General features: G+C 67.2%; 18 protein-coding genes. 7 read left to right on the top strand and 11 right to left on the bottom strand.

What is annotated here, in order from left to right:
* Positions 1 to 18: 18 nt before the first annotated feature.
* From VGV60_03885 to VGV60_03875, 3 genes are read right to left on the bottom strand one after another with little or no spacing between them, the layout of a single operon-like run.
* Complete coding sequence (locus VGV60_03885; protein HEV8700396.1) at positions 19 to 1,440, bottom strand: FAD-dependent oxidoreductase; 1,422 nt, start codon at positions 1,438 to 1,440, stop codon at positions 19 to 21.
* A gap of 50 nt (positions 1,441 to 1,490) precedes the next feature.
* Positions 1,491 to 2,756: a PP2C family protein-serine/threonine phosphatase gene (locus VGV60_03880; protein HEV8700395.1), complete on the bottom strand. Its 1,266-nt coding sequence runs from the start codon at positions 2,754 to 2,756 to the stop codon at positions 1,491 to 1,493.
* A 27-nt stretch (positions 2,757 to 2,783) separates the two neighbouring features.
* A complete protein-coding gene (locus VGV60_03875; protein HEV8700394.1) occupies positions 2,784 to 4,709 on the bottom strand; it encodes a tetratricopeptide repeat protein in 1,926 nt (641 codons plus the stop codon).
* Between the two features lie 87 nt (positions 4,710 to 4,796).
* On the opposite strand from VGV60_03875, the gene VGV60_03870 reads away from it, so the two are divergent.
* Both VGV60_03870 and VGV60_03865 read left to right on the top strand, forming a co-directional pair.
* Positions 4,797 to 5,342, top strand: coding sequence for a heavy-metal-associated domain-containing protein (locus VGV60_03870; protein HEV8700393.1), 546 nt, complete (start codon positions 4,797 to 4,799; stop codon positions 5,340 to 5,342).
* Positions 5,339 to 5,884, top strand: coding sequence for a TlpA disulfide reductase family protein (locus tag VGV60_03865; GenBank protein HEV8700392.1), 546 nt, complete (start codon positions 5,339 to 5,341; stop codon positions 5,882 to 5,884). The genes VGV60_03870 and VGV60_03865 overlap by 4 nt, the downstream gene beginning before the upstream one ends.
* A gap of 62 nt (positions 5,885 to 5,946) precedes the next feature.
* Here VGV60_03865 and VGV60_03860 read toward each other — a convergent pair whose 3' ends face one another.
* Positions 5,947 to 6,291, bottom strand: coding sequence for a hypothetical protein (locus VGV60_03860; GenBank protein ID HEV8700391.1), 345 nt, complete (start codon positions 6,289 to 6,291; stop codon positions 5,947 to 5,949).
* A gap of 112 nt (positions 6,292 to 6,403) precedes the next feature.
* On the opposite strand from VGV60_03860, the gene VGV60_03855 reads away from it, so the two are divergent.
* The 4 genes from VGV60_03855 to VGV60_03840 all read left to right on the top strand — a co-directional run bounded on the left by VGV60_03855 (position 6,404) and on the right by VGV60_03840 (position 10,132).
* A complete protein-coding gene (locus tag VGV60_03855) occupies positions 6,404 to 6,757 on the top strand; it encodes a hypothetical protein (protein ID HEV8700390.1) in 354 nt (117 codons plus the stop codon).
* Positions 6,757 to 8,385 (top strand): sigma-70 family RNA polymerase sigma factor, encoded by a 1,629-nt coding sequence (locus VGV60_03850; protein HEV8700389.1) that lies wholly within the window; start codon positions 6,757 to 6,759, stop codon positions 8,383 to 8,385. The genes VGV60_03855 and VGV60_03850 overlap by 1 nt, the downstream gene beginning before the upstream one ends.
* Before the next feature lie 110 nt (positions 8,386 to 8,495).
* On the top strand, positions 8,496 to 10,007 hold the full coding sequence (locus VGV60_03845) for a sodium:solute symporter family protein (GenBank protein ID HEV8700388.1): 1,512 nt from the start codon (positions 8,496 to 8,498) through the stop codon (positions 10,005 to 10,007).
* On the top strand, positions 10,004 to 10,132 hold the full coding sequence (locus tag VGV60_03840; GenBank protein ID HEV8700387.1) for a hypothetical protein: 129 nt from the start codon (positions 10,004 to 10,006) through the stop codon (positions 10,130 to 10,132). The genes VGV60_03845 and VGV60_03840 overlap by 4 nt, the downstream gene beginning before the upstream one ends.
* Here VGV60_03840 and VGV60_03835 read toward each other — a convergent pair whose 3' ends face one another.
* Positions 10,133 to 11,509, bottom strand: a complete 1,377-nt coding sequence (locus VGV60_03835; GenBank protein HEV8700386.1) for a cysteine synthase A — start codon at positions 11,507 to 11,509, stop codon at positions 10,133 to 10,135. It lies immediately after the preceding gene.
* A 56-nt stretch (positions 11,510 to 11,565) separates the two neighbouring features.
* Positions 11,566 to 15,234 carry a carboxypeptidase regulatory-like domain-containing protein gene (locus tag VGV60_03830; protein HEV8700385.1) on the bottom strand — a complete coding sequence of 1,223 codons (3,669 nt, stop codon included), beginning with the start codon at positions 15,232 to 15,234 and terminating at the stop codon, positions 11,566 to 11,568.
* 1,112 nt (positions 15,235 to 16,346) lie between these two features.
* Between VGV60_03830 and VGV60_03825 the strand changes: the two genes are divergently transcribed.
* Positions 16,347 to 16,727: a DUF4440 domain-containing protein gene (locus VGV60_03825; GenBank protein HEV8700384.1), complete on the top strand. Its 381-nt coding sequence runs from the start codon at positions 16,347 to 16,349 to the stop codon at positions 16,725 to 16,727.
* A gap of 54 nt (positions 16,728 to 16,781) precedes the next feature.
* Here VGV60_03825 and VGV60_03820 read toward each other — a convergent pair whose 3' ends face one another.
* The 5 genes from VGV60_03820 to uvrA all read right to left on the bottom strand — a co-directional run.
* Positions 16,782 to 18,821, bottom strand: a complete 2,040-nt coding sequence (locus VGV60_03820; protein ID HEV8700383.1) for a S9 family peptidase — start codon at positions 18,819 to 18,821, stop codon at positions 16,782 to 16,784.
* Positions 18,818 to 19,720, bottom strand: a complete 903-nt coding sequence (locus VGV60_03815; GenBank protein HEV8700382.1) for an NAD(P)-dependent oxidoreductase — start codon at positions 19,718 to 19,720, stop codon at positions 18,818 to 18,820. Before VGV60_03815 ends, VGV60_03820 begins: the two co-directional genes overlap by 4 nt.
* Entirely contained in the window at positions 19,717 to 20,187 is a 471-nt protein-coding gene (locus VGV60_03810) for an N-acetyltransferase (protein ID HEV8700381.1), read from the bottom strand. The genes VGV60_03815 and VGV60_03810 overlap by 4 nt, the downstream gene beginning before the upstream one ends.
* 32 nt (positions 20,188 to 20,219) lie before the next feature.
* Entirely contained in the window at positions 20,220 to 21,107 is an 888-nt protein-coding gene (locus VGV60_03805) for a CPBP family intramembrane glutamic endopeptidase (protein ID HEV8700380.1), read from the bottom strand.
* The coding region (gene uvrA / locus VGV60_03800) for an excinuclease ABC subunit UvrA (GenBank protein ID HEV8700379.1) at positions 21,104 to 23,452 on the bottom strand (2,349 nt) is incomplete at its 5' end. The genes VGV60_03805 and uvrA, both read right to left, overlap by 4 nt.

Below are 23,452 nucleotides of genomic sequence, written 5' to 3'. Positions count from 1 at the left end.
GGCAGCCGGCGGGCCGACTCAGTGACGGCTGAGGCGTTCGGCCAGCGTCGCTCCGGCCGGCGTCCGGCCCGTGCGCTCCCCATCCTCATCCAGGCGGGCCATGGCGCGCTGCACGTAGCGGACGCCGAGCCAGCGCAGCGGCTCGGGCTCCCAAAGGGGCGATCGGTGCCCGGCGATCGGCAGGTCGGTCAGGGCACTGCGACGGTTTGCCAGCAGGTCGGACAGCGTCCGGCCGGCCAGATTCGAAGCCGACACCCCGTGCCCGGTGTAGCCCCGCGCCGAGGCGATGCCGGTCTCCCGATCGTAGAGAACGTTCGGCATCCAGTCGCGCGGCATCCCGAGCGGCCCGCCCCAGGCGTGCGTGAAGCGCGTCTCTCCGAGACAGGGGAACCAGTCCCGCGCGAACCGGCGCAGCATCTCGTGCGTCCCCGGGTCGCGGTCGAAGGCGTCCTCGATCGCCGAGCCGAAGCGGTAGGGGGCACCCCGTCCGCCGAACAGGATGCGCCCGTCCCCCGTCCGCGCCAGGTAATCGATGGAGAGCCGGAAGGACGCCAGGCACTCGCGCCCCCGCCAGCCGATCTCCTCCCACTGCGCGTCGCTCAGGGGCTCGGTCAGGACGATGAGGGAATAGGCGGGGAGGACGCTCCGGCGCAGGGGGCGGAGGCGTGTCAGGTAGGCCTCGCCCGCCAGGACGATCGCCCGGGCGCGCGCGTCACCCCGCCCGGTCCGGAGGCCGGGGCGCGTCCCGGGTCCACCGGGCCGGATCGCGGTCACCTCCGTCTCCTCGTAAATCCTGCCGCCCAGCCGCTCGACCGCGCGCGCCAGCCCCCGTGCCAGGCGGGCGGGCTGCAGGTGGGCGTAATGCGGGCAGCGCCAGGCGCCGAGCGTCCCCTTGACGCGGACCCGGGCGTCGGTCTCGGCGGCGCTCAGCAGGCCCTGGCGGTCGCCGAAGCCGAAGCGCTCGAACATCTGCGCGTAGTCGCGCATCAGGGCGGCCTGGTACGGGAAGCGCGCCACGAAGAGAGCGCCGACGCGCGAGAACTCCGCCTCGATCCGCTCGGACTGGCAGACGCGGCCGATCTCGTCCACGGTGTCGTACAGCGCGCTCTGCAGCGCCCGCGCCCGGTCGTGGCCGTACATCTCGGCGATCCGGTCCAGGCTGATGTTCAGCTTGCTCGAGCACCAGCCGCCGTTGCGGCCCGACGCGCCGAACCCGGCGATCTTCCGCTCGACGATCGCGACGCGCAGCGAGGGATCCTGCTTGAGCAGGTAGTAGGCGGTCCACAGGCCGGTGTACCCGGCCCCGAGGATCGCCACGTCGACGTCGATCGAACGGTCGAGCGGGGGCCTCGGCGTCAGGTCGTCCCCGCAGGTCTCGAGCCAGTATGAATACCGGGCATAGGCAGACGCGGGCGATTCCGCGGGAGCGATTCGGGGCAATTCATTCATACGCGCCCACTATCGCACGCTTTTTTGGGCGGGCGCCCCGCTCAGGCGGGGTGCCGGACGACCACGACGGTCTGATCGTCCCGGGGGCGCGCGCGCCGGGTGAACGCGTCGACCCTCTGGAAGATCAGATCGGTCAGGGTCCTGGCCGTGAGGGTCTTGTGATCCGCGATGAGCCCCTGCAGGCGGGGCACGCCGAAGTCTTCCCCCTCGGGGCTCTGCGCCTCGGTGATCCCGTCGGAGTAGATCACGATGACGTCGGACGGCCGCAGCCTCAGGTAGCCGCGCTCGTAGCGCGCGTCCGGGTCGGGCCCGAGGACCATCCCCCCCTGGTCGAGCTCGTGGAACAGGCCGTCGTGCCAGTACAGCGCGGGCGGGTGGCCCGCGTTGCAGTAGATGAAGTTGCCGTTGCGCTCGAGCTCCCCGTAGAACAGGGACGCGAACCGGGTGACGAGCGTCGATCGGTTGATCACCTTGTTCAGCCGCTCGATGGTGCTGACGATCTTGAGATGCTCCGCCATCCCCATGCGCAGGCCGGTGATGACGTCGCGCGCCTGCAGAGCCGCGGGCAGGCCGTGACCCGAGGCGTCGGTCACGGCGATGCCGAGGATGCGGTCGGAGTACTGGATGAAGTCGTAGAGGTCGCCGCCGACCGCCTCGGCCGGCACCGTTTTTCCGTGGACGTCGTAGTTCATGAAGGAGGGGGGGCCCTTCGGGAGAAGGGAGAGCTGGATCTGGCGCGTCTCCTCCATGACGTTGTAGAACCGCTGCTGGCGGATCTTCTGCCCGATGACGTGCTGAACGGCGGAGAGCAGGTACAGGGTCTTCTCGCGGTTGAAGTCCCCCTCGATGCTGAACGACAGGAGGTACTGGTTGTCCCGGCCGATGGTCATGGCCGCGAACACCGTCACGCCGAGCGGATCCTCGATGGTGTGGTCGAAGCCGGGATCGGTCTCCTTCATGACGATGATGCCGCGCTCCAGGAGCTCCTGCACCGCGGCGTAGGTGATCGGCACGGCGTAGCCCAGCTTGTCCGGCGGGTTGTCGCCGTACCAGCGCCTCAGAACGTAGCGGCTGTCGTCCAGCTTCTCGTACAGCCGGCCGGCGACGAAGCCGAGCTCCTGCGGGAAGTCCTTCAGCAGCGTGCGCAGCATCTCGTCGAGAGCGGCGGTCAGGTCGTGCCCGCCCTCGACAGCGCTGAGCGCCGTGTCGAGCTTCCGCCAGAAGGAGCGGTAGACGGCGGAGCGTTCCCCTGGTGCGGTCCGCTCCGGCGGCGCCTCCGTGCTGGTTTCGGGCTTGCGGGATTCCATGGCGGGAAAAATCGTATCACACGGAGGTCAGCCGCCCAGGCGGGACAGCCCGGCCTGCGCCGCCCGGTCGGCCGGGTCGGCGGCGACGGAGAGGCGGAAGTGCTCGCGCGCCCGGGCGGTGTCGCCCCGGGCCGCGAGGATCTCCCCGAGGCGGGTGTGCGCCCGGGCGTACGACGGGTTGAGGCGCGTCGCCTCCTCGAACTCGCGCACCGCCTCGTCCAGGCGGTCCTGATTCTTCAGGGCGACGCCGAGGTAATAGCGCGCCTCCTCCCGGCCCTCGGCGAGGCCGCGGCGGTAGACCGCCTCCTCCCCTGCGTGGTCCTTCCTCCTGTGGAGGATGATCCCCTGCCCCTTGATGGCCGGCCAGAAGCCGGGGCGCTCCTCCTCCGCCCGGCCGTAGGACGCCAGGGCCTCGTCCTCCAGCCCGAGCTTGTCCAGGCTGTTGCCGCGGTTGACCCACGCGGGGGCGTTGCCGGGCCAGCGGGCCACGGCCCGATCGAACGAGAGGATCGCCTCGGCATGACGCCCGCGCTCGGCCAGGAGGTTCCCGATGTTGTAGTGCACGTTCCCTTCGGCCGAGTCCATCTGGGCGCCGAGAGGGAAGAAGGAGACGATCGCCAGGACGCCGGCGAGCGCCAGGGCGCGCAGGTCGGCGCGTGGCGGCGCCCCCTCGCGGCGCGCCGCCGACCATGCCCCGTCGGCCAGATGCGCCCCGTAGATCAGGAGGGCCGGGACGAGGGGCTGGCGGTAGCGCGAGGACACGTAGAAGATGAGCGGCGTCGCCGCGGCCTGCACGGTGTACAGGAAGAGCGCCGTCGCCGGGGGGCGCGGCATGCCGGCCCGCAGCAGGCCGGCGATGCCGGCTCCGGCGATGGCCGCGAACGGCAGGGCCAGGAGCCGCAGCCAGGGGACCTGGTCGCGCTCGTAATAGATGCTGTACTCGGTCGACGCCTCATAGTCGCCCAGAAGCGCCGCCAGCTTGCGGGCCTCGAGAAGGAGCCAGGCACCGGGAGACAAGACGATCCAGGCCAGCCCCTTCCGGAGGAAATACGCGCTCGTCTCCGAGCGCCGCATCCCCCGGCCGGTCTCGCGCTGGGCGATCGATTGCTCCTCGGCGGCCTGGCTCTCGGGCGCGCCGCTGAATCCGGGCGCGACACTGTATCGTCCGACGGCCAGCGGGTTGTTCCCCTGGTAGAACGTCGTCCCGCCCTGGCCGGAGAGCGGCAGAAAATCCCCGGCGACGTAGAGATTGTGGGCGGTCACCGGCAGGAGCCCCAGGATCGTCCCGATCAGAAGCGTCAGGGCGGCCCGGACCGCGCGGCGCCACGCGAGACTGGCGGCATAGAGCGGCGCCAGGAGCACCGTGCCGGGCAGGCACGCGGAGGCGACGCCGATCGCGAGCCCCGCCGCGAGCCAGCGCATCGGGACGCCGCCCCCCCGGCCCGCGCCGGCCGACCGGGCCCAGGCCGACTCGGCGCCGACCAGCAGGGCGAGCGACAGGAGACTCAGGGTCAGGCCGAGGGTCGTGCCCAGGACCTTCATTTCGTGGAAGGCGAACGGGCCGTACAGGGCCGCCCCCGCGGCGGCCAGGACGCCGGCGCGCGGCCCGAACAGGACGGCCCCGATGCGATGGATCAAGAAGATGTTGACCACGCCCAGGAGCCCCTGCAGCAGGTAGACGAGGGGGAGGGAATGCCCGGCGACCTTGAACAGGAGTCCCAGGACGTAAGGGTAGAGCGGCGGAAAATAGAAGGCCTGGGGGCCCAGCCACTGTCCGCCGGCAATGCGCTCCGCCCAGGCGTCGTACACCGCCGAATCGAGGATCAACCCGTCGAACAGGATGCCGTTCCGGGAGTAGACGATGAAATACACCGCCCGGAAAAGGGCCGCGGCGACCAGGATGATCGCCAGCGGCGTCGGGATCGCCAGGAGCGAGGGACCCGCGGATGGCATCGCGGGCTTGTTTTCGCCGCCGGGGCGAATTATTGTCTCGGCATGCACACGGCGAGAATACCGCAGAACCCGCCGGGAGCCGCGGCCATGGTGGCCGTCCTGACGGCGCTCTCCGTGGCGCATGTGTCCGCCGCCCCGACGGTCCGAGGCGCGGCGTCGCCCGGGACGGTCAGGGTGCTCACCCTCCCGGTCAAGGGAATGACCTGCGCGCTCTGCACCAGGGGCGTCGAGGAGTCGGTCAAGCGCCTCGACGGAGTGGTCGGGGCCGCCGCGGACCTGGGGAGCGGGCTGGTGCGCGTGGAGGCGGCGGAGGGGAAATCCCTGAGCCTCAACGAGGTGAAGGACCGGGTGGTGAAGGCGGGCTTCAAGGTCGGCGGCGAGTGCCAGATCGAGGCGGACGGCCGGTTCAGCATCTCTCCGGATGGCCGGATCATGTTCCGCATTCCCGGGACCGCCTATGCCTACCAGGTCCTGGAAGGAAGCGAGCTGCTACGCCTCTACAAGAGCCACCCCGGGCTGAGGGGGGACTTCTCCGTCTCGTTCCGCCTGCACGATCATCCACGCTGGAAGCCGGCCGCCATCTCGATCATCCGTGCCGAGCGGCTCGGTGCGGCGCCGGCTCCGGGACCATGAAGCCGGACCTCGTCATCCCGGCCGCGTCGCGGTGGCTGCTGGCCGCCCTCCTCACGGTCCCATCCTGTGCGGCCGCGGCGGCCGCGAAGCCCGCCGGCCCTCCCGTAGATCCCTACTCGAAGGTGGTCCTGGAGGACACGCAAGGACGCGCGATCCAGCTGGGGCGCTATGCCGGCAAGGTGCGCCTGTTCGACATCTGGGCGTCCTGGTGCGGCCCGTGCCGCATGGGGATTCCTCACCTGAACCGCCTCTACGATCGCTATCGCGACCGCGGGCTGGTGGTGATCGGCGTGTCCGTCGACGATCGGCCGGCCGACGTGGAGGCGTTCGTCCGCGTCACTCCCATCAAGTATCCGTCCGGGATGATGAACCCTGGTCTGGCGAAGCTCCTGGGAAACACGGACGCGGTGCCGACGAGCCTCCTGGTCGATCGCCATGGCAAGATGCGAAGGAAATTCGTGGGCTACGTCGAGCCCGAGCTCATGGAGCGCGAGATCGCGAAATTCCTGACGGACTCCCAGGGCGCACGCGCCGGCCCGTGAGGCGCGCCGGAGCGATGCGGCCCCATACCCGGAGCGGCGCGGCCCCCTGCTCGGACCGGCTCCTAGGAATTCAGGAAGCGCTGGACCGCGGCGAGATAACGGACCGCGAAATAGAGGAACGAGATCATCGGCAGGGCCAGCGCGAGCAGGACGCTCGTGAAGCCGCGCACCGGCCGGCCGGCGTGCACCTCGATGATCACCACGAACAGCGCGATGATGCCGGAGCTGATCAGGACGAAATGGATCGCGAACAGCCCCAGCGAGAAGGCGGCGTACGCCGGACCGCCGCGCGCCGTGCCGAGCAGGCCGGTGGCATCGGGGCCCAGGACGTACAGCACCCAGAACGCCAGGAAGATCCAGTTCAAATGGAAACAGGCCCGGGCGATGCCCGGATACCGCTCGCTCATGGAGCGCCCCTTCTGCCACACGATCCCCGCAAAGTCAATCGCGGCGCGCCCTGCCGTCGCCGTGTAGTATGATGAGCCTCTTCATGCGCCGCCGCCCCGGGGGAACTCACTGATGGAGTCTCGTCGCGTCCGTCTGGGGGATGTGATCGACGACTACTGCCCCAAATGCCGGCTCATCATGAACCACGGCGTCGTCAGCCTGGTGGTGGACGAGGTCAAGAAGGTCCGCTGCAACACCTGCCTGTCGGAGCACCAGTTCCGTCGCGGGCAGCTGCCCAAGAGCCGGAGCAAGGCCCAGGCGAAGCTGTTCGAGGAAGTCCTCAAGGGCATTTCCGGACCCCAGGATCCTCCGGCTTCCGAGCCGAAGCCGCCGGAGCCTCCGCCGCAGTCGGCGCACAGAAGGCTCTACACGATCCACCGCGCCATCGGCGGCAAATCGTCCGGAAAAGGCCCCAAGAAGGCCTGATGGATCTGGGCACCACTCCCGTCGACGGGGACGACATCATCCAGCGGCACGGGCGGCGACTGTTCGTGCTCGCCTACCACCTGACAGGAGACGGTCCCCGGGCGCACGAGCTGACGCAGGAGTGCCTGGTCCGGAGCCTCCTGGAGCCGGCCTTCCCGACGGGCGAGCGCGAGGCGGCGATCCACCTGATTCGCGGGCTCGTCTCGCTCTGGAGGGAGAGGCTCGATCCGCCAGCCCGATCCGGCCGGCCCCGGGGCAAGGTTGCGGCCGCCCCGGCGCCCGCCATCCCGTCGAGCGAGCGCGCGGCCCTGTGGAGCGCCCTGTCGCGGCTCGATCCCACCTCGCGCGCCGTCCTGGTGCTCCGCGTCGCCGGCGACCTGGAGTACGAGGCCATCGGCAGGATCCTGGACATGGCGGCCGACGTCGTCTACGCCCGGTTGCTCCAGGCGAGGTCCCGGCTTCGGCCCGGGGAAACGGCCCTCGCGGAGCCCGTGTTCGAGGCGATGAATCTGTACCTCGACGGCCGCCTTGCCGGCGCCGAGCGCAGCGAGTTCGAGCGCCGGCTGCTGACGGACGCCGCGCTCCGCCTGCGGGTCGAGTTCCATCGCGGCTTGACCCTCGAGCTGCACGAAGACGCGCCCCCGCTGCCGCGGGACTTCGCCGCGCGGATCCACGATCAGCTGGATCGGACGCGCGAGACGCTGGCCCTTGTCGATCAGGCCGTCGAATCGGCGGGCTGGGATCCGGCCGTCGGGCCCCCCGTGCCCGTCGCGCCGGCCCGCAGCTCGTGGTGGGGGAGGGCCGGCGGAATCGCCGCGCTCGTGGTCGCCGTCGCCGGCATCACGTTCTGGGCCGCCCGGCGCCTGCCGGTGACCCCTCCGGCGGCCTCGTCGTCCGAGGCGCCCCCCGCGTCCCCCTCCGGGAGCCCCTCCGCCACTCCGGACGAGGCGACGATTCAGGCGCTGCGATCGCTCGGGTACCTGGCCCCCGCCCCCGGGCGGAGACCTCCGCGACCCGCCGCCACACCGGCCCGGCCGGGAACGCGACCACGCACGACCCCGCCGGCTCCCGCCGCCCTTCCGGCTCCCACGGCCCTTCCGCCTCCCGCGGCCCTTCCGGCTCCCGCGGCCACGCCGGGGGACACGCCGGTCGATCCACGACCGACGCCGGCTCCCGCGGCCTCCGTCCCCGCGGTTCCGGCCGCCCCGCCGGCGGTGGAGCAGCCGGCCGCTTCACCGCCGGCCGCGCAGCCGACCGCCTCGCCGGAAGGGGAGCCGGCGCCGGGCGGATCCACGGCGGGGGGCACCGTGCGCTGGCGCACGATCCGGATCGGCAGGGCTCCCGAGAAGGACGGCCAGCATCGCGTCGTCCGCACCGCCGCGGAGTGGACCGCGCTCCTGGACGGATCGGGGGCCCCGGTTCCCGAGGTCGCCTTCGATCGCGAGATGGTCGTGCTGCTGCCCAAGGTGCTCGCCGTCGCGTCGGTCCAGCAGACGGCCGAAGCGGTCGTCGTCGAATGCCGGCAGGGGCCTCCCCCTTCGGGGGATGAAGATCCGGCGGCAGCCGCCTCGGGGCTGGCGGTGATCCTGCCACTCTCCGATCAACCGGTGCGCATCGTGATCCGTTAGCGGTCAAGGGGCAGGGCGAGGCGCGCCCCTCCGGTTGACGCACCGAGCTTGCGTGTGGTACCTAGCGCCCGTTCGTCGCGGCGTGCGCGGCGGCGCCGCTGGAGACCCGCGTGGATTTCGTGATCAACGCCCACATGTCGTGGTTCGACTTCGTCGTCATCGCGGCCTACCTCGTCTTCATGCTGTGGATCGGCTGGTACGTCTCGAAGAAGATGGCGAACTTCGACGACTTCTTCATCGCCGGGCGCACCATGACGACCCCGGTTCTCATCTGCACGCTGGTCTCGACGTACTACGGCATCGACGTGCTGTTCGGGACCTCGGAGCTGGCCTACAACGAGGGGATCGTCGCCTGGTTCGGCTACTCGCGCCCGACTTACCTGTTCTTCATCATCGCCGCCTTCTTCCTCGCCGACCGCCTGCGCCAGCACGGCCACCGCTCGCTGCCGGACATCCTCCAGTGGCACTACGGCAAGGAAGCGGGGGTCTTCGCCGCGGTGGCCTCGTTCGTCTATTCGCTCCCGTCCCTCGGCCTGTTCGGCATGGGCAAGCTGGCGCAGGTGGTGTTCGGCATCGATCTGTGGATCGGCGGACTGCTCTTCGGCGGCGTGGCGCTCGTGTACACGCTGTGGGGCGGGCTCTGGGCGGACGCCCTCACCGACACGGTGCAGTTCGTCCTCATGTGCGTCACCCTGGCGATCGCCATCCCGATCGTCATGTCGCACGTCGGTGGCTTCGACTACGTAGCGCAGAACCTGCCGGCGACGTTCTTCCAGCCGATGGGCAGCGTGCCGATCTGGCTGGTGGTGGTGTACGCGGCCACCGGCCTCACCATCCTGGTCGAGCCGGCGTTCTACCAGCGGGTGTTCGCGGCGCGCTCTTCGCGCGAGGTGCGCAACGCCCTCCTGATCGGCATCCTGATGTGGGGGGCCTACGACTGGTGCGTGACGGCCGGTGGCATGCTCGCCCGGGCCGCGGTGCACAACGGCATCCTGCCGGAGGGGACGCACCCGAACGAGGCGCTCCTGCGGATCGTCGTGTTCGCGCTTCCGGCCGGCCTGACCGGAATCTTCCTGGCCGGCGTCCTGGCGGCGGAGATGTCGACGATCGATTCCTACTGCCTGGTCGCCGGCGGCAATATCGTGTACGACATCTACCGCCCGGTCTTCAAGCCGGACGCCAGCGACGCCAGCCTCAGCCGGTTGACCAAGTGGGGCATCGTGGGATCGTGGGCCCTCGGGTTCGTCCTCGCCTTCTACTTCGAGCGGCTGATGGCCCTGTGGGTCTTCATGTCGAGCATCCTGTCGTCCACGGTCTTCGTGCCGATCATGGCCGGCCTGTTCTGGAAGGGAAGGAAGACCAGGCTCGCCGGCCTCCTGGGATGCGCCACGGGCCTCGTGACCGTCGTGCTGTACTACCTCGCGGTGCATCGTCTCGGGGTGCGCGACGAGGAGTACGCGACGTTCATCTGGACCTTCACCGTCGGAGGGCGCGAGATCAGCCTCTGGCAGGAGTACGCGATCTTCTTCAGCCTGCCGCTGTCCCTGGCGGGATTCGTTCTGGGGAACCTGCTGGGGCGGGAGGTCCATCAGCCGCCGGCTGCGGCGGGGGCCGCTGCATGAACCGCTGGGACCTGTTCACCTGGATCTGCGTCGTCCTGCTGTCCGTCGGGTCGGTCGTGATCTTCGGGTTCTTCCTGCGCGATCTGGGGGGGATCCTGAAGGGGAGCGCGGGGAGAAAGAAGTAGCTACTTCATCACCCCCGCCATGTGATCGATGAGATCGATCTTCGTGACCACGGCGGCGATCTTGCCGTTCTCCTCGACCAGCGCGACCTTCCCTTCGCTGAAGATCGCGGCCAGGCGGCTGACCGGCGCGTCGGGGGGGACGAGCACGAAATTCTGGTCCACCAGCTCGCCGACCGGGCGGCCCACGGCGTCGGGGTCCTTCAGGAGCGCGTTCAATAGATCAATCTCGGAGATGATGCCGATCATCCTGCCGCCTTCCATGACGGGCAGCTGCGAGATGCCGTGCGTCTTCATCAGCTTGATGACCGGCTGCACGCCGTCGGCGGCGTCGGCGGTGAACAGGGGATGGCGCCGCTGGCGCTCCACGATGTCCTTCAGGCTGCCGTAGGTGGCCTCCTCGTCGAGGAAGGAGTTCTCGCGCAGCCAGTCGTCGTCGAACACCTTGCTCAGGTAGCGCGACCCCGAGTCCGGAAGGAGGACGACGATGGTCCTGCACTGCGGGTACTCCTTCGCGAACTTGATCGCGCCGCAGACGGCGCCGCCGGCCGAGCCGCCCGAGAACAGCCCTTCCTTGCGGGTCAGCTCGCGCGCCGTCAGGAAGCACTCCTTGTCGGTCACCTGGTAGCACTCGTCGACCAGGGAGAAGTCGAGCGTGGTCGGCAGGAAGTCCTCCCCGAACCCCTCGACCTTGTAGGTCTTGAAGCTGCTCAGGATCGTCTTCGTCTTGAAGTAGTCGTACAGGATCGAGCCCACCGGGTCGATCAGGACGAACTTCACCGCAGGCTTCCGCGTCTTGATGTAGCGGGCGATGCCGCTCAGGGTGCCCCCGGTCCCCGTGGCGATGACCACGGCGTCGACCTTGCCGTCCGTCTGCTCCCAGATCTCGGGTCCGGTCGTCCGGAAGTGCGCCTCCGGGTTGCTCGGGTTGTGGTACTGGTTGGCGAAGAAGCAGTTCGGCGTCTGCTGGGCGATCCGCTTCGCGACCGAATAGTACGAGCGCGGGTCCTCCGGCGACACCGCCGTGGGCGTCGTGACCACCTTCGCGCCGAAGGCGCGCAGCGCCTTGATCTTCTCGCTGCTGACCTTGTCGGGCATGACGAAGATCATGCGGTAGCCGCGCGCCGCGCCGACCATGGCCAGCCCCATCCCGGTGTTGCCGCTGGTGCACTCGATGATCGTCCCGCCCGGCTTGAGGGAGCCGCCGCGCTCCGCGTCGTCGACGATCTGCACGGCGATGCGGTCCTTCACCGAGTGGCCGGGATTGGTGTACTCGAGCTTGGCGTAGAACGTCGCCCCGGTGTCCTGGCCGATGCGGTTCAGCCGGACGAGGGGCGTGTGCCCGATCGCCCTGGTGACGTCGTCGAAAACGTTGGTCATGCGGGCATTCTACATGTTGGCGCGCAGCGTGGTGCGGAGAAAGTGGTGTCTGTAATTCAATACCGCAGCTGAAAACCGACCTGGAACCGACGGCCGAAGCGTCGTTCAGCGTCGAGTTGAAGTGGGCTGGCCAGGAGCACGCCGTCGCCCGCCTTGAAGTCACCTCGGTTGGGCTCGAAGGTGAAAATGCGCAGGTCGTCGGAATTGAGAAGGTTGAGGATATCCAGGCTGATGGCAGCGGTTGCCTTCCCGAGAGCCAGGTGTTTTCGCACTCCGAGGTCGATGTTGAGGGTGGCGTCGTTGCGCTCACTGTTTCGACGGAGGCTGTGGAAGCGGGCGCCGGATCCCGGCTCAACCGTCGTGAACCCATATCTCGTCCTGAACTGCTGCATGTCGATGTTGTCCAAGGCGAAGAAGCGGGACACAATCGAGAACGGCAGGCCCGAAGCCCAGTTGCCCACGAAGCCGACCTGCCAGTCCTTGGGCAGAAATGTAGAGGCGTTCACTTTGACGACGTGCCTCTGGTCGAAATCAAGGTAGCCGAACTCTGACTCGACGGTGGAGGGGTCGTTCCCCAGGCGCGACTGGAAGTCTTCGGCGTCCCCCAGTGCTCTCGAGTAAGTGTAGGAGCCCTGCAACTCCCAGCGGCGCGCCTGCCGCTTGCTCAAGCGCAACTCGAGGCCGTGGTAGAACCCCTCGTTGAGGTTGCCGATCCTCAGGATCTGGTTGAAGAACACATTGTTGCTATAGAGATCGGGACGACCGTCCGGGAGGCGATTGGCCTGGAGCTCGTTGCCTCCGCCCGCGAACACCAACTCGCCGATGACGTCCAGGGGCTTGCCGTCTGGACCAAACCGCAGGGAATGATTGACGTCAACGTCCTGGAGCTGGTCGCGATAGCGGCGGTTGACGTAGGTGACTGCCACGGCGACATCGGGAGCCAGCTCTCTCTCTAAACCGATGGTGAACTCGTCACTGAAGGGAGTGCCGAGCTGGCGGTCGATCTGCGTGGTTGACGGAGGTGACTTCGAAATCAGGGTGCCAATGTAGTGGTTCGGGGTCCCGGTGACCGCCACACCCAAGACTCCTAGGGATTTTCTGACGCCAGTTTCGTCGAATAAGTAGTACCGGTTCAGCTGATCGGGTCCCTTCTCTGCCACGATCGTGCTCAGGAACAGCTTGTCGAAGTAGCGGCCCCAGGTGGCGAATAGCTTCGTCCGCCCATTGGCAGCCGGGTCCCAGGACACCGATAGGCGGGGCGAGAGGTTGTTGTTGGTAAGCCGGAAACGTTCCGCCCGCTGCGGCCTGATGCCGACCGACTGGAGTTTTGTCGTGTCCAGCTCCCCGCCGGAGAAAAGATCACCTATGAACAGGTTCGTTTGAGACGATCCGAAGCTGATATCTGAGTGATGTCGCGTCAGGCGTGAGAGCGCCCCCACCCGCATCGGGTCCGTGAGATAGGCTGCGGCCTGACGATTCCCGGAAATCAGGGGATCGCCAAGTATTCCGAAGCTTTGCACCCCGTTGTTGTCGCCCAGCAGAAAATCGTCGAGGCCGAACTCACCGCCCGCGAGTGCATTCACCCGATTGAAGGGGGCCGACTGAGCGACCGGGTCGAAATAGGAGTAGCCGAAGGAATCGGTCTGCTCGCGGTCAAGCCTCAAGCCAAGACCAAGGCTCAGGTTCGGATGAGGCTTGAAGCTATCCTGGATGTAGAGCCCTGTTGTCAGATTGGTCGCCTCGTTGTCAACCCTTGGCTCCGTGTGAAGGATCGCCTTGACTGTTGGCAAATCGGATTGAAGGGTGCAGAAGAAATTGCTCTCCACGCCGTTCCTGGCGTTCTCGACAACCTCCTGAAGAGTGTTCGCGCAGTCGTTGGGTTCGAGCAGGGACATGATGTCCCCGACTCGGGTAGTTCTGGAAAATCTCTCACGCTCCGCCGACAGTCCGAATTTCAGGTCGTGTGATCCGCCAGCCTGTGGCACGAAGACGCCCAGGTCCTGGCGAAACGTGAATCGCTTTCTCCGGTCGGAATAGTCCTCGAAGTAGGGGCCGGTGATGATGCCAGTTAGTTCACCGATGGTGAAATCGCGATCGGGAAGGATTGGAACAAGGTGGCCGTAGGGATACACATCAGACGGCACAGGGGCATCGTCAAGCCGGTGATTGCCATTCCGATCCTCGACTCCGAGGTCGAGTCGACGATCACCATCGAGATCCTCGTGCACGAAGTCAAATAGACCATTGCCGTCAGCGTCTTCATTCTGACGATCCAGGTTCCCGTCGCAGTCCAAGTCCTCCCTGAGGGCCCCCTCGCATCCGAAACTGGGTGTCAGGCGCCCGTCGTGATCCAGATCCTCCCCGGGGTCCAGCTTGCCATTGTGGTTTGCATCTTCGAACACGTCGAAGAACCCATCGCGGTCGAAATCGTCCCCGGGGTCGCGTTCCGACGCTTCGGGATAGCCATTCCGGTTCCGGTCATAGTAGAGAGCTCCATTGCCGTTCGTATCGCGGTCAAGATTCGGGACCAGACCGGGCCTGCCGACAAAATTGGAGACGGATGTCTCCAGTGCGACGAGCGGACTCAGAATGGAGGTTACCTTCATCGTGATGACCGTTCCACCTGCCTTGAGCTCGTAGCCACTCTCCGGGGCGGTGAAGCTGTTCAGCCCCTGATTGAGATACTTCTGCGGGTCGTAGTTGAACGAGAGGGCGGCGCGATGGTTGGCGGCGATCTGCCAGGTCAACTTGACGAAGTCACGGAACTCACGCACGCCACGTACGAACGCGAGATTGAGGGCGTTGACCGGCTCCTCGGTTTGCACGTATTCGTGGGCCATGAAAAACCAGGCACGGTCCCTCACGATGGGGCCTTCGAAGGACAGGAATGGCAGAAAATCATTGAACACGAGGCCGCGTAGTTCGAGTTCGCCTATGCCTGCGTGCAATCGCGCGTCATCGATGCCCGCGCCATCACCGTCCAGCAGCGAGCCGCGCCAGAAGAACTTGAACGCCCCACCGAACTGGTTGCCTCCCGATTTGGTGATGATGTTCGCGAAGCCCCCCTGAGCACGGCTGAACTCGGCGGTCGCTCCCGATGTCTTGATCTCGATCTCCTGGATCGACTCGATATTCAGCTGCGCTCCCAGCTTGCCCGTCAATGGATCCGTCGTGCTCACCCCGTCGACGAGCGTGACGACGCTGGTATCCCGTGCGCCGTGGATGTTCGGGTTCCCGTCGCCGTCGACATCGGTCACGCCAGGGGCCAGCGCAAGGACGTCCTGGTAGTTCCTGCCCAGGAGCGGCAGCGCTTCGATGAACTCGGAACCGAAACGCGTCTCCGTGGTCGGATTGTCGACGTCGATCATCTGAGGATGCGCCCGCACTTCGACGCGTTCACGTAACTGCGTGGCTGGCGCGAGCATGATGCGAACCATTGACGTGCGTCCCGACCACACTTCGATCGCGGAAAGAATTGTGCTCGCAAAGCCTGGGCACGAAACGCTGACGACATAATCGCCGGCGGGCGGCAGTGAGGTCACCTGGAAGACTCCCGTCCGGTCAGATAAAGTGCCTCGACCGCTCACCGTTTGACTCGTGCTGCTGATCATGATGGACACTCCTTCGAGAACAGAGCCGTTCTGATCAGTCACGGTTCCACGAATTCCTCCGGTCGTCTCGGCAAAGGCAGGCGAGAAAATGCTTGCGCACACAAACGCCAGCATGGACACTCGGCGGGAGCACTTATCGAGCCAAGACATCGCTGATATTCCAGTTAGTTGGCATTATAGCCGAACTTCGCTTGGGAGCCCTATCGTGTTCATCTCGTCGCTACCTGCTCGATTTTGGAGTGAACAATTGGATTCGTCCTCACACTCGTGCAGCACATGTCAGCGTAGAACTTGCAGTGCCCCATCGGCATGGGGTCTGCGATTCTTGTTGCACCCACGACGACAAGGCGCAACTCACGAGTTTCACGTGGTCTAGCCATTTTCGTGGAAGCTGGCCCTAAGAGAATCGCCAAGTCTGTTTGCCAGTTTACATCGGACGAGCCACGGATGGAATTATAATCAAAATTCTTGTTGACACGGCCCCAGGTCTCGTGAAAGACACAAAACCAAGCCTGTCTCGTTGGCACTTCAACGCTGTTCGTACTGCGTAGAGTTCATGGATCCCCGGGACGCAGCCACGAGCACCAATTCCTGTCTGGGGGTTGAAATGAAACCCAAGTCATGGACTCTCTTGACACTGATCCTGGTCAGTATCGTGTTGGTCGGCGGTTACGCCACGGGTAACTTCGGCTCAGGCTCCCGCGCATCCAGTGGAATAGCACTGCTCTCTGAGAACACGCCCCAGCCCTGTGCAGAGGCCGGAGAGCTTGGTATGTCAGTCATGGACAACGGCGCGCTCGCACCCGCAGGGATTTCGGGTCCGTCAGACCTGAGATGCCCTGGGGTCATCTGCTATACCAATGCTGAATGCGACGCTTGTTGCGAGTCGGGCAGCGGCTGGTGTAGGAATCCGGGGTTCGTGGGGTGCGTGTGCGCCTAGTCTAAACAGGATCGTTTGGGACAACGGTAAGAGACAGGCGTATTTTCAGGGGCTCGGCTGAGGCACCATATGTCAGCCGAGCCCCTGACTGCGTTTCGGCGGCTTGAGGAGTAACGACCGGAGCAATCCAATGATGACGAGACTCAAACACGTGGCGGGCAGGGTTGCGAGAGGGGAACGATACTCCTTCCAACTGCTGATCCTGGCAGGGCTATGTGCGTGTGTGCTGGTCGTCGCACTAGGCGGGGACTCCGTCGATCAGACGGCCGCGTTAGCCGAGGGGACGGTGAAGGCGGAGGAGCATCCCATCCGGATGGTCCTCGTCCAGCAAGAGAAGGCGTGGAACCGCGGCGATCTCGAGGGGTACATGCAGGGCTACTGGAAATCACCGGACCTCACGTTCTACTCGGGCGGCACGGTCACGCGTGGCTGGGAGGCCACGCTGGAGCGCTATCACAAGCGCTACCGATCGGAGGGAAAAGAGATGGGCCGGCTCGATTTCACTGAGGACACGATCGAGATGCTGGGGCCCGATTCCGCGGTCGGGCACGGCCGCTGGAACCTCACCCTCTCCGGCGGCAGGAAGCTGACCGGTTTGTACACGGTGATCCTGAAGCGCCTGCCGGAAGGCTGGCGCATCGTGCACGACCACTCATCGTCCGAGTAGGCGCCGCGGTGCAGCAGGCGCCGCCGCCCTGCAATGAGTGGTGGCGCCCGCCCCCTACGGCTTCAGATACTTGGCGTACCAGGCGAGGTAGCGCTCGTCCTGGTCCTTCAGGTAGCTCGGCTTCTGGATGCCGTGGTACTGGCCCGGGTAGATGATCAGCTGCGTGTCGATCCCCTGGCTGCGCAGCGCCTGGTACATCTGCTCGGAGTTGAGGAGCGGCACGTTGAAATCGCTCTCGCCGCACAGGAACAGGGTGGGCGTCTTGATCCGGTCGGCGTGCAGGAACGGGAACGAGACCTTCACCCAGGCGTCGAACGTCTTCCAGGGCTGCCCCAGCTCCTCCTCGTACTCGACGATGTACTGGTCGGTGCCGTAGCCGGCCAGGATGTTCGAGATGCTGGCGCCGCTCGTCGCCGCCTTGAACCGGGTGTCCTGGGCGATGACGTAGTTGGTCAGCATGCCGCCGTAGCTCCAGCCGCCGACGCCGAGGCGCTGCGGGTCGGCGATCCCCTTCGCGACGGCGTAGTCGACCGCCGCCAGGACGTCCTGGGCGTCCTTGTTCCCCCAGTCCGCGAAGATCGCCTTGCAGAACTCCTCGCCGCGCCCCGACGAGCCGCGTGGATTGGCGCCGATGACCACGTAGCCGTTCGCGGCGAACTCCTGGAATTCCATCATGAACTCGTGCTGGAACTGGCCGACGGGGCCGCCGTGGATGCGCAGGATCGCCGGGTACTTCTTGCCGGCCTGGTAGTCGGGCGGCTTGACGATGAAGGCGGTGACCATCGTGCCATCCTTGCTCTTGACGCTGACCTGCTCGGTCGCTCCGATTCGCACCTTCGCCATGAACGCGTCGTTCTGGCGGGACAGAGGGCGCAGGTTCGTCCCCTCGAGGGCGAACACCTCGTACGGCTGCGTCGACGTGCCGTTGAGGACGGCGATCTTGCCGCCGGGGCCGAGCGAGAAATCGGCGAGGGTGCGCTGACCGGTGAGAAGCTTCTCGACCTTGCCGGACGAGGCCTCGATCTTCGCGAGGTGGACGGATCCGTCCTCCTCGAAGAGGGTGTAGATCGATCTCCCGTCGGGGGCCCAGGTCAGGTGGCCGAGCGTGCGGTCCAGGTCCGGCGCGACCAGCCGCGGCGCCCCGCCCGCGGCCGGGACGATGGCCAGCTTCGGCACGGCGTAGTAGATGAGCTTCGGCGGCCCGACCTGCAGGTAGGCGATCTGCTTGCCGTCGGGGCTCCAGACCGGGGGCGAGGCAGAGTCGGGCGAGCCGTCCGCCCCCTCGTACGTCGTCAGCTGGCGCGGTGTGGCGCCGGCCTTCGCTTCGATGACGAACACGTCCCAGTTGTCGCCGGAGTCCGGCTCCTTGCCGCGCTTGCTCACGAATGAGATCTGCTTGCCGTCGGGCGACCAGGCGGGCTGCAGGTCGTCGTGGCTCCCCGAGGTCAGGGCCTCCCCCTTGCGGGTCGCCAGGTCGAACAGGACGAGGTGGTCGTACTGCCTGACGAGGTAGCCGGTCTCGTCCTGCTTGAACTTGTAGCGATCGATGACGATCGGCTTCGGCGTCTTGTCCTCGCACTTCTCCTTCTCGGAGTCGCAGGCGTCGGGGTCGGGGTCGTAGACGATGAGCGCCAGGCGGGTGCCGTCAGGGGACCAGGCGTAGTCGTCCACGCCTCCCTTGAAGTCGGTGATGCGCTCCGCCTCCCCCCCGGCCCGGCTCATGATCCAGACCTGGTCGGTGTCCTCGTCGTAGTCGCGGCTCGAGAGGAACGCCACGTACTTGCCGTCGGGGCTGAAGCGCGGCGTCTTCTCCCTCTCCTTGCTGGTCGTGATGCGGATCGACTGCGACCCGTCCCAGCGCGTCATCCAGATGTCCCGGTCCCCCTTGTCCTCCTTGAGATCCATCTTCGCGACGGAGTAGGCGACCCAGTTGCCGTCGGGGGAGATCTGCGGGTCCTCGACCTCCCGGATCTCGAACTGGTCGTCGACGGTCAGGAGCCGCCCCTGGGCCGCCCGGGTGTCACCTCCCGGACCGAGGATCGAGCCGACTGCGAAAATGAGGACCGCCGCCCCTGCCGCCGCCAACCGTCTCATGGTCTTCCCTCCAGAACGGACAACCGCTCCACAACCTTTCCCAGGCTTTGCGTCCCCTCCCGGCCGGAGCCGTGCGCCTGCGCCGAACGGAACAGCTGGTGCACCAGCCCCGTTGCAGGCAGTGAAACGCCGGCGGTCTCGGCGGCCTCCAGGACCAGCCGCAGGTCCTTTTGTACCAGATCGACCATGAAGCCGGGCGCGAAGTCCCGCTTAATAATCCGCGGGCCCAGATTTGTCAATTGCCAGCTCTGGGCCGCGCCTCCGGAGACCGCCTCGATCATGACTTCGGGATCGAGACCGTTCCTGCGGGCGAAGACCAGCGCCTCGCTGACCCCCAGGAGCGTCACCGAAATCAGGATCTGATTGCACAACTTGGCGATCTGTCCGCTGCCCGACGGGCCGCAGTAGGTGAGGCTTTTCCCCAGCAGGCCGAGCACCGGCCGGACGCGCTCGAACGCCTGCCGATCGCCGCCGGCCATGATGGCGAGGGTCGCGTTCCTCGCCCCGACGTCGCCGCCCGACACCGGCGCATCGAGGAGCGATGCGCCGCGCTCGCGCAGCAGGCCGTCCAGACGGCGCTCGAGAGCCGGCGCGACGGTGCTCATGTCGACGACCACCGTTCCGGGGCGGATCCCCTCGAGGACCCCCCGCGGACCGGCCACCACCTGCTCGACGTCCGGGGTGTCGGAGACCATGGTGATGACGATCTCGGACCGCTCCGCGACCTCGGCCGGAGAGCCGGCGCCGCTGGCGCCCCGCGCCTCCAGGTCGGCGGTCTTCGACCGCGTGCGGTTGAACACGGTCAGGGGATGCCCCCCCTTGAGAATGTGCCCGGCCATCGGGGCCCCCATGATTCCCAATCCGATGAAGCCGACCGGCGCTTTTGCGGCTGCGGTCATTCGCTTTCCCCCTTCCCGGGACGCCCGCGCTCCCGGATGATCGACAGGATCGTGAGCCCGTCGGGCGTGGTGCTCTCGGCCGAGTACCCTTCCTGTTCGTACAGCCGCCACGCCCTCGGGTTGTTGGCGCGCACGTCGAGCCACAGCCTCCTGGTCCCGAGAACGTCGAGGGCCAGCCCGGCGATCAGGCGCAGCGTCTCGCGGCCGTATCCGCGCCCCTTCTCGGTGACCACAATCCGCCGGAGCTCGACGGCGTCCCGGGGCGACGCCAGGCCGGCGAGGATGACATAGCCCGCTGTCCGGCCGTCGGCCAGGCTCTCGATGACCAGGTGCGCTTGATCGGGGTGCGTGAGAGTCTCCTCGTGCTGCGCGCGAGTCCACTGCGCCACGAACGGGCGGTTCTCGGGGTGCCCCTCGGCGGCCATCACCCAGTCCAGGTCGTCGGGGCGTGTCGGCCGCAGGCGCACGCGGCTCCCCTCCGGTAGGGGTCCCGCGTGCTTCAGCATGCGACCGGCGGAGCCGTTGCGGGCAAGCGCCGCCGCCAGGGGACTGCGATGAAGCGCTTCAACCCGTGCGCCTTGACCAGGAGGAACACGCCGGCCGCCAGGCAGTAGACCACCGCGAAGACCGAGGCCTCGGCGCCGAACTCGCCGCCGGACAGGATCGCGGGGCCGCTCAGCCGGCCGTTCAGGAGACCGCCCATGGTATGTCCCGAGACGGCGACGCCGAACACGCCCCCCTGGACGAAATTCCAGGCGGCATGCAGGCCGATCGCGAGCCACAGCCTGCGCGTCAGGATGAACGCGGCGGCGAGCAGGACGCCGGCCTCGAGCGCGATCGCGACGACGCTGACCGTCGAGGCATTTGGATTCGCGGCGTGCGCCAGGCCGAACAGCGCCGACGAGATCGCGATCGCCAGCCACGTCCCGAGCCCCTCCTCGGTGATCCTGAAGATCACGCCACGGACCAGGATCTCCTCGGCGAACCCCGATCCCAGGGCCAGGGACAGCGCCGGCGCCGCCGCCATGACGCCATTCCACCCGGCCACGTCATAGCCGCCGGCGGCCCAGATCGAGACGATGGTTAGTGTGAACAGGCCCGCGCCGACGAAGCCGCCGGCCAGAAGCTCGAGCAGGGCCCCCTTGGGGGACAGCTCGCGCACCCGCCGGCGCTCCACCAGAAGGACATACAGAACGTAGACCAGCGCGAAGGCGACGGCCGTGGCGATCGACGCCAGGTGGGGAGACGAGACCGGATCGCCGATGTCGGTCGACGCTCCCGTGGCCACGAGGAGGAGCTGGACGGCGTACCACGTCCCGCCGAGCGCGCTCGCGGCGATCAGCAAGCGGGTCAGCGGAAACCTGAGGATCCGCAACAACAGTGTCATGCCCGGACCGCCGCGCTCCCGCCGCGGGCGAGAGACGGCTCGGGCTGGGCGCGCCTGGCGCGGGCGAAGATGCGTTTCAGGAACGCGCCGGTGGCGGAGCCGGGGTTCTGGGCGATCTCCTCGGGGGGCCCTTCGGCGACGATCCGGCCCCCTTCGTCCCCGCCCTCGGGGCCGAGGTCGAGGATCCAGTCGGCCGTCTTGATGACGTCGAGGTTGTGCTCGATGACGATCACCGTGTTCCCCTGGTCGACCAGGGCGTTGAGGACGTCGAGCAGGCGGCGGATGTCCTCGAAGTGCAGGCCGGTCGTGGGCTCGTCCAGGATGTACACCGTGCGCCCGGTGGCCCGCCGGCTCAGCTCCTTCGACAGCTTGATGCGCTGCGCCTCCCCCCCGGACAGGGTGGTCGCCGACTGGCCGAGCTTGATGTACGACAGCCCGACGGCATCGAGGGTCTCGAGCTTCCGGTGGATGGCCGGCACGTTGGTGAAGAACTGCAGAGCCTCCTTGACCGCCATCTCCAGGACGTCGGCGATGCTCTTCCCCTTGTACAGGACCTCCAGCGTCTCCCGATTGTAGCGCCGCCCCTTGCACTCCTCGCAGGTGACGTAGACGTCGGACAGGAAGTGCATCTCGATCTTGATGATGCCGTCCCCCTCGCACGACTCGCAGCGCCCCCCCTTGACGTTGAACGAGAAGCGGCCGGGGTGATAGCCGCGCATGCGCGACTCGGGGACCGAGGAAAACAGCTCGCGGATCGGCGTGAACAGGCCTGTGTAGGTCGCCGGGTTGCTGCGCGGTGTGCGTCCGATCGGCGACTGGTCGATGTCGATGACCTTGTCGACCTCCTTCACCCCCTGCAGGGCGCGGTGCCGGCCGGGGCGGATCGGCGTCCGGTACAGCGAGCGCGCCAGCGCCTTGTACAGGGTCTCGTTGACCAGCGTGCTCTTTCCCGATCCGGAAAGGCCGCACACCGCGGTCAGCAGTCCGAGCGGGAAGCTTGCGTCGAGGGCTTTCAGGTTGTTTTCCTCGGCCCCGAGCACGGCGAGCCAGCCCTTCTCCCCCTTGACGCCGGCGGGCGACCGCCGACGATCGGGTAGGGGAATCGACCGCCGGCCGGAGAGATACTGGCCGGTGAGCGACGCCGGGGCGGCGGCGATCTCGTCCGGCGTCCCCTGGGCGACCACCCGGCCGCCGTCCTCTCCCGCACCCGGCCCCAGATCGACGACGTGGTCGGCCGAGCGGATCGTCTCCTCGTCGTGCTCGACCACGATGACCGTGTTCCCCAGGTCGCGCATGGCGCAGAGGGTGTCGAGGAGCTTGCGGTTGTCCCGCTGGTGCAGGCCGATGGAGGGCTCGTCCAGGACGTACAGCACCCCGGTCAGGCGCGAGCCGATCTGGGTGGCCAGCCGGATGCGCTGGCCCTCCCCCCCCGAGAGCGTCGCGGCGGTGCGCGACAGCGTCAGGTAGCTCAGCCCGACATTCAACAGGAAGCCGAGCCGCTCGTTGATCTCCTTCAGGACCTGGTGGGCGACCTGCCGGTCCCTCTCCGACAGGCCGAGCCCGGCGAATGCGGCGACCGCCTGCTTGATCGTCAGGCCGGTATAGTGGGCGATGCTGTGCCCGGCGACCTTGACCGCCAGGGACTCCGGCTTCAGCCGGGCCCCTTCGCAGGCGCCGCACGGCTCGAGCGACATGTAGCGCTCGATCTCCTCCCGTAGCCCCGGCGACTCGCTCGCCTTGTAACGCCGCATCATGGACGGGATGACCCCCTCGAAGGCCTTGCGGAAGCGATAGTGGCTGCGCCCCTCGATGTACTCGAAGTCGAACTCCTGCGCGCCGCTCCCGTAGAGCAGGACACGCTGCGCCTCCTTCGGCAGCTTGCTATACGGCAGGTCGGGGTCGAAGCGCATGGCGCGCGCGATCGCCGTGAGCGCCATGTGCAGCATCGCCTTGCCGTAACCCCAGGTCCCCTCGATCGCCCCCTCTCGCACGGTCCGGGACGGGTTGGTCACGATCTTCCCCGGGTCGATCTCGAGATGGGCGCCCAGCCCGTCGCAGGAGGGGCAGGCCCCGTAGGGGGAGTTGAAGGAGAACATCCGCGGCGCCAGCTCGGGCATCGACACGCCGCAGTTGATGCAGGCCATCTGGTCGGAATACAGGACGTCGCGCCCGCCCTTCTCGCCGAGGATGTTGACCGTGACCAGGCCCTCGGCCAGCTTGATGGAGGTCTCGATCGAGTCGGTCAGGCGGTTCCTGATCTCCGGCTTGAGCGCCAGGCGGTCGACCACGATGTCGACCGAGTGCTTTTTCTTCTTGTCCATCGGGATGCCGTCGGCGATCTCCAT

It is taken from the genome of Candidatus Polarisedimenticolia bacterium (genome assembly GCA_036001465.1).
Lineage (GTDB): Bacteria > Acidobacteriota > Polarisedimenticolia > Gp22-AA2 > Gp22-AA2 > Gp22-AA3.
The sequence above is the reverse complement of the archived record's forward strand: the minus strand, read 5'-3'. Positions and strand labels throughout refer to the sequence as shown.